6 protein-coding genes are annotated in these 6,225 nt (G+C 39.3%); 3 read left to right on the top strand and 3 right to left on the bottom strand.

Going from position 1 to position 6,225, the window contains the following annotated elements; all coding sequences use genetic code 11:
* Positions 1 to 150: 150 nt before the first annotated feature.
* Complete coding sequence (locus tag C9J12_RS30835; RefSeq protein ID WP_170111872.1) at positions 151 to 309, top strand: hypothetical protein; 159 nt, start codon at positions 151 to 153, stop codon at positions 307 to 309.
* A gap of 99 nt (positions 310 to 408) precedes the next feature.
* Positions 409 to 906: a YfbU family protein gene (locus tag C9J12_RS24190; protein ID WP_170111871.1), complete on the top strand. Its 498-nt coding sequence runs from the start codon at positions 409 to 411 to the stop codon at positions 904 to 906.
* A gap of 53 nt (positions 907 to 959) precedes the next feature.
* Here C9J12_RS24190 and C9J12_RS24185 read toward each other — a convergent pair whose 3' ends face one another.
* The 3 genes from C9J12_RS24185 to C9J12_RS24175 form a co-directional block, all read right to left on the bottom strand.
* Positions 960 to 1,427: a phage protein gene (locus C9J12_RS24185; protein WP_107245041.1), complete on the bottom strand. Its 468-nt coding sequence runs from the start codon at positions 1,425 to 1,427 to the stop codon at positions 960 to 962.
* Positions 1,428 to 1,985: 558 nt separating this feature from the next.
* Positions 1,986 to 4,061: a PAS domain-containing hybrid sensor histidine kinase/response regulator gene (locus tag C9J12_RS24180; RefSeq protein WP_107245040.1), complete on the bottom strand. Its 2,076-nt coding sequence runs from the start codon at positions 4,059 to 4,061 to the stop codon at positions 1,986 to 1,988.
* Positions 4,048 to 5,238, bottom strand: a complete 1,191-nt coding sequence (locus tag C9J12_RS24175; RefSeq protein WP_107245039.1) for an FIST signal transduction protein — start codon at positions 5,236 to 5,238, stop codon at positions 4,048 to 4,050. The genes C9J12_RS24180 and C9J12_RS24175 overlap by 14 nt, the downstream gene beginning before the upstream one ends.
* 157 nt (positions 5,239 to 5,395) lie before the next feature.
* On the opposite strand from C9J12_RS24175, the gene C9J12_RS24170 reads away from it, so the two are divergent.
* Positions 5,396 to 6,151, top strand: coding sequence for an SDR family oxidoreductase (locus C9J12_RS24170; protein ID WP_107245038.1), 756 nt, complete (start codon positions 5,396 to 5,398; stop codon positions 6,149 to 6,151).
* The last annotated feature ends 74 nt before the right edge of the window (positions 6,152 to 6,225 follow it).

The raw sequence follows: 6,225 nt of genomic DNA, 5'->3' as shown, positions 1-6,225 counted from the left end.
ATGCGAAAAAGATTAAATAAATTGACGCAAGCCGATCACGTCAGTTAGATTTTACGAAGGTCTACAATCGAATGAGATTGTGATCGCCATCGATGTTATAGAGCGATCGGCATCATGTTAATACGCAAAGAGAAAAAATAGGGGATTTGGATGGAGTTATATCAAACAGTGCTAGTTGCCGCAGCGACTGGATTTTGTTCGGCGTTTGGGACTGGTATTGCAATGAAAACGGATATTGCTTGGATAAAAAAAATCATTGAACAACATGAAAATCGACTTTCAGTCATAGAAAGCAATAAGAGCGCGTAACATGGCGAAAGCCCTATTGATTTTGAGCTCCGAATCACAAATGTATAAAATCAATACCTGTAATGTATGGATTCTCATACACTACAGGCGTTTGAAATTATGGATTTAACTGTAAAAGATAGACTCTTTCTTAAAAATCAATATGAAATTCTGAAAATGCTTCAACCTGATAATGCAGATAGTTATGATGAAAAGCTTGAAATTTTAGAGAGTGGCTACAGCTTGTTCTATAAAGAGCTTGATTTGTCACTATCTGAAGATGAGCTAAGTGAAGAAAACTGTCGGTTTGTTCTTAATGTATTGAGTTTGTTTGAAGCAATACATTTTTATACTCAAGAGCATCCAGATGATAGCGAAGTTATAGAACACTATCGCAGTCAATTTGCAGGTTTTGATGGAAACAATGAATGCAGGCTCATGTCTTTTGCTCTATTTCTTGTAAGAACCCAGCATAGATTTGAACACCTTGATATTACAGAGTTTAATAGTCACTGTGAAATGTATTCAACTTATCTGAGAATGTTAGATAGAAAGCGTACCTTAAATACGAATGGGTCACTTTCTAGAGAGCAAGTCATCGAAATATTGCATGCATAATTAATAAAAGAGCCCGCAGATGCGGGCTTATTGATAGCTAAAGGCTAGGGAAGTTACTTAGCCATTTTCCTTTCTTCCATAGCCCGTCGATATTCCTTCTTTTTCTCCTTGGTCACAGTGTCACTTTTTATTTCCTTCACACGATGACCACCACGAAACGGCAATGGCGTGACTACATTGGAGCGCACTGGAATATAATCCAGTTCGTAGAGTCGCTTTAACGCATGAAACTCATCAAACCGCACAGCCCATGAATCCAGCTCTTTAGGACTGAATTGTCGGCCTTCAGGTGTAATGATGATGCACCGGTATTCATCAACCCGAAAACCTTGCCAACGGGAATTATCGGGTAAATAGCCACGGGCACGAATTAAGAGCAGTTTCTCAGCCATCGGATTCACGTCCATCCAGCCCGATAACCAACGTTTGACGGTCACGGGTTTGACATGAAACCACGCGGCAGCTTGGGGAATTGAGTCAAAATGGCGCCAAAAAAGTTTGACGAATGATTGGTGCAACATGATATACCTCGCAAAATTGTTTCCATTTAGAAAGTTATTTCCGATTGATAACGGCATGATTAATTGATGACGACGATGGAAAGTCCATTTTTACCCATATATCGACATCAGCGACATCAGCATGGTTTTCATTCAGTCCGTAACGTAGCGGCTTGAGAACATCCTGAAAAGCGTGGTGCGTTGAGATAACTAACTGTTTCCAAACCTTTAAATAGCCTCATTAATAAAGGTTTCGCTAGTGACTCGTAAGTGCCGTTCAAATGTTAACAAAGCTACCCCTCGGTGCGCATTATGTATATTATGTTAAATTGGATATAGTAAGGCGTATTCAAATGACTTAATTTAAGCCTCTCTTTCTACTCTCTTTCTTTTTGTTGTTTCATGCGGTGCTATTTAACAGTATTGGCTATTTACCATAAAATAGGTAATTAGCACCGTACTTTAAGCTCTTCTGCAAATGGTCAGTTTGCCTTGTTCTTCAAGTTTGGTATTAATTACAGAGCTGTTAAGTGCAACAGCATTTAACTGCTCTGTAAGATCATTAAGCTCTTAGCTCGTTTAGGCAATGTGCTGGTATTTACTCAGTATTTGATTAAGCTCGATTGCTCTTATTGGTTTAGCTAAGAAATCATTCATCCCAGCTTTTTTGTATTCAACTTGATCGCACTGCATTGCGTTTGCTGTTAGTGCAATGATTGGTATGGTGATCTCTTCTTCTCGTAATAGCTTGGTAGCTTGGATCCCATCAAGTACTGGCATTGAAATATCCATCAAAACAATATCGAAATAATGTGTATCATTTTCTAAGGCTTTTATAGCTTCCTCACCATTATTTGCAATTTGTACTCGGTGGCCACGCTTTTCAAGCATTAATTTAGCAACCAGTTGATTCGTGTTGCTGTCTTCCGCAAGCAAGATGTTTAATGATCGCGTTGATATTGGGTATTGCTCTGGTAGCTCTTTTTCTGTCGTATTAACTATAGATGTTATTGGTATCGATACGGTAAAACAGCTGCCCACATTTAGCATGCTATCTAATGAAATATTACCATCCATTTTTTTGATTAGATGCATACTAATTGCAAGACCTAAACCCGTACCACCATAGCGCCGAGTAATACTTCCATCAGCTTGGATGAATGGATTAAACAATGTTTTTTGTGCATACGGTGCTATGCCTATTCCTGTATCGGTAACTGCAATCTCAATATGATTGTTAACTGCTTTTACAGAGACTCTAACAGAACCAACATTGGTGAATTTTATTGCATTCCCGATAAGATTGAACATGACTTGAGTTATTCGATTTTTATCACCTAACATGCTGTCTGGTACAGATGAACCGATTGTCGTCGTTAAGGTGATATTTTTTCTTTTTGCTTGTTCGTTTAGTTGGTTAACGACGAGATTAATACTATCTGCAATACATATCTCTGTATTGAATAACTCAAATTTACCTGACTCAATCCGTGATAAATCGAGGATGTCATTGATAATGGTAAGTAGCAATTGAGCAGATTGTTCCATCTGACTCACCCACTCCATTTGTTTACTGTTGAGCCCAGAATCAACTAACGTGTCCATTAAACCCAGCACAGCATTTAATGGTGTGCGTATTTCATGGCTCATCATTGCTAGGAATTCAGATTTTGCGTTATTCGCGGTTTCTGCTTGTTTTCTAGCGAGTTGTAATTCAACTAAACGCTGTTTTCTGTTTGTAATATCTTTTGCGGTACCGCGATAACCCAATAATTTACCTTGTTTATTGAAGTAAGGTGTCCCACTTAGCGTGATCCATAAACCGCCTTCATCTTCAGGTAATTTCCATTCAATATCTTCGAATGTCTTTTTGCTTTTTAGTTGTTCTAATAACTTAACGCGTAATTCAGACTGTTCACCAAAGATATCTAATATGTTGGCATTATCAATAACATGGTTAGCAAGATGCGGGGACGAGATATAGGTAAATTGATAGTCGGTATCGACTTCCCAAAACCAATCCCCGACTGTTTTGGCAAAATCTTTAAATCGTTGCTGGCTGTGTGTGAGCTCTTGTGTTCTTGCTGTCACTAAGGATTGTAAACGTTCGCGATAATCAATATCGATGATTGCACGTTCTAATAACGGTCTAAATCTGTCGAGCACTCTTCGGCACTGAGGTGTAAATTGCCCTTTTTTAGAATGCACAAATAATAGTACAGCATCGCCAGAGCTAACTTTCACTCCCGTCATTAACGCTGAATTACAGTATTCGAGTATTTGAGGAGAGACCTCTTTAAACTCTGTAACATCTTTTGGGGAAAATAAAGCGATACTTTCACCGTTAATACAACGTACAAATGTTCTATCAATGGTCCATGAACTTGATTCAAATGCACTACATGTTGTAACGAGTTCTCTTAGCGGGCCAGTTTCGTCGTCGCGAGTAAGGGCAAGTGCGTGCTCAAAGCCTATGTACTTTCGCAATACAGATAATAAGCTATTGAATACTTGACGTTTATTGTTTGCGCCCGCCATTGCGGAAATACCCGCTAGAATAGCTGAATTTTCTTCACGTAATTGACACTCTCTTTCTTGGCTTCGTAGCAAGTCAAGTAATGTCTCTTGTAATTTTTCAGACTCAGAATTTAGCATACTCATCCCTATGAAAAAGAACGGCGGAAATCATTAAGTTTCCATGAGCGTTTTCACCACCAATAAACTGCCCTTGCTCTCCAAAAGTAAAAGGACTAACAAACGGAGCTTGATGCATGGCGTGATTCACATAACTGGCGACTTCATGCATTCTGTCTTGAACTTTTAACATGCAACCAGCGCAGTAAATGGTAATGCCACCAATAGGGTCTAATTCGCCTTTCCTGCCAACATCATTGGCTGAGTCAATCACTCTACCCGCCCTGGTAATTAGACGCTCATCGGTTCCCATCATACAAAAAACGGTTTCAGATTCTTCTACCGTTGCGAAAAGCTCTATTCCACCGCGTTCTGTCACTTTTAGTGGATGCGCAAGTTTGTAATATTCGAGCTCATGCACTTTCCCCACCACGCGCCCTAAGGGGTTAAGGCTACTCTCGTTAATGATATTACTTGCTTGACTTAGATCTTTGTCTAACCATTTTTCATAAATATTTATAGCGGGTTCGTTATCTAATTCAACAATCTCTCGGCCTTCAACTTTTGTCACAACCGCTGATTGATTGGTATTGGCATAGCCAGAATGAAACGAATAACTTACTTGGCAAGATGGGTAAAATACACAAACACCTACCCCATGCTGACTGGTATGCTCATGAGTAAATAGCTTCCAATTTCCGCTAACAAAATCATCCGCCGCACTACCGCCAATAATTGGTATTGACGCGCCTAACTCATGCTCAATACCTTTAATAACATCTTCTTCATTCCCTGGAGTGGCATGAAGCAAAATCAATGCCGGAAGTTCGCCAGGGCGTCCACTATTCTCTATTGCTCTTAATACCGCTTGCTGAGCCATTTCGAATGGAGATTGATTAGTAGAAACTAACGCAGTTCCAAATGCACCGTTGTAATCACACATAGCCCATAAAGCAATGCTATCGCCATAGTTATAACCCTCGTCAGTCATGACTCCTCGGCAAGATGAACACCCCAAGACTTGGGCGTCAGGGTATTGTTCATGCAATATGTTCTTAATCAGAATTTCATCATGGTGCTCTGAAAAATACGCCAAGACTAACTTAGGGTTCGTGATTTTTTGCTGTAATTTGCAAATTGCATCTAAAATAGCGTTTTCAGATGAATTAATAGCAGAGATGCTGGTTGCGATATCCATTATTCTTCTTTCTGTCATTACTTTTCTACATAAGTAACATTATTACATTTGCATCCAGCAAAGGATTGAGTTTTTTATGGTTTTTTGATTAAAGTCTGCTTTGTTTTTGCCGTTATTCATTATCATCTTTCGAATATGCTGCAAATGAAGGGATGCAATGGCTAATCAAGTAATTTTGGTAACAGGCGGCGCGAATGGCATAGGTAAAGGAATTTGCGAATTCTTAGTTGAGAGCAGCCCTGCGACAAATAGCACCAGTGGAAATGAGACAATTGTTATCGCGGTTGATATTGATGAAAATGCGGGGTTTAAATTAGTTTCTGAGGAGCCTCGTATTCGCTTCCGATGTGCTGATGTTTCTAATGAAACTGAAATGTCGTTGATCATTAAAGAGATCACGACACAGTATGGTCATCTAAATGGCTTAATCAATAATGCTGCTATCTCCAATCCCTACAATTCACCGCTTGAAGAATTAGACTTAATAGAATGGCATCGGGTTCTGAACATTAACCTTACTGCGCCATTATTGATGAGTAAACTATGTTTACCTTTATTAAAAAAAGCGAAAGGTTCCATCGTCAATATTAGCTCTACTCGCGCGCAACAATCTGAACCTAATACGGAATTATACAGTGCTTCCAAGGGTGGCTTAGTGGCTTTAACGCACGCACTAGCAAACAGTTTAGGGCCCGAGATTAGAGTTAATTGTGTTTCTCCCGGTTGGATTAACACAACCAATGAACCACTAAGGGATGTAGATTCTAACCAACATCCTGTTGGTCGAGTTGGCGATGTAACTGATACTGCTGCAATCGTTAATTTTCTTCTTAGTGAACAGTCTGGCTTTATTACAGGGCAAAATTTCACTGTTGATGGTGGAATGACAAAGAAAATGATTTACGTCGAATAAGATAATTATTACATGCAGAAAACCAAAGCAATAAGCCTATTTGGGGACTTATTGCTTTCTAATGTTTAGTTTTT

Origin of the sequence: Photobacterium frigidiphilum, from assembly GCF_003025615.1 — a bacterium.
Taxonomy (GTDB): Bacteria; Pseudomonadota; Gammaproteobacteria; order Enterobacterales; family Vibrionaceae; genus Photobacterium; species Photobacterium frigidiphilum.
The sequence above is the reverse complement of the archived record's forward strand: the minus strand, read 5'-3'. Positions and strand labels throughout refer to the sequence as shown.

Excerpts from the sequence above, each read along its gene's own strand:
- C9J12_RS30835 (WP_170111872.1), top strand. The coding sequence starts at position 151 with ATGGAGTTATATCAAACAGTGCTAGTTGCCGCAGCGACTGGATTTTGT.
- C9J12_RS24190 (WP_170111871.1), top strand. The coding sequence starts at position 409 with ATGGATTTAACTGTAAAAGATAGACTCTTTCTTAAAAATCAATATGAA.
- C9J12_RS24185 (WP_107245041.1), bottom strand. The coding sequence starts at position 1,427 with ATGTTGCACCAATCATTCGTCAAACTTTTTTGGCGCCATTTTGACTCA.
- C9J12_RS24180 (WP_107245040.1), bottom strand. The coding sequence starts at position 4,061 with ATGCTAAATTCTGAGTCTGAAAAATTACAAGAGACATTACTTGACTTG.
- C9J12_RS24175 (WP_107245039.1), bottom strand. The coding sequence starts at position 5,238 with ATGGATATCGCAACCAGCATCTCTGCTATTAATTCATCTGAAAACGCT.
- C9J12_RS24170 (WP_107245038.1), top strand. The coding sequence starts at position 5,396 with ATGGCTAATCAAGTAATTTTGGTAACAGGCGGCGCGAATGGCATAGGT.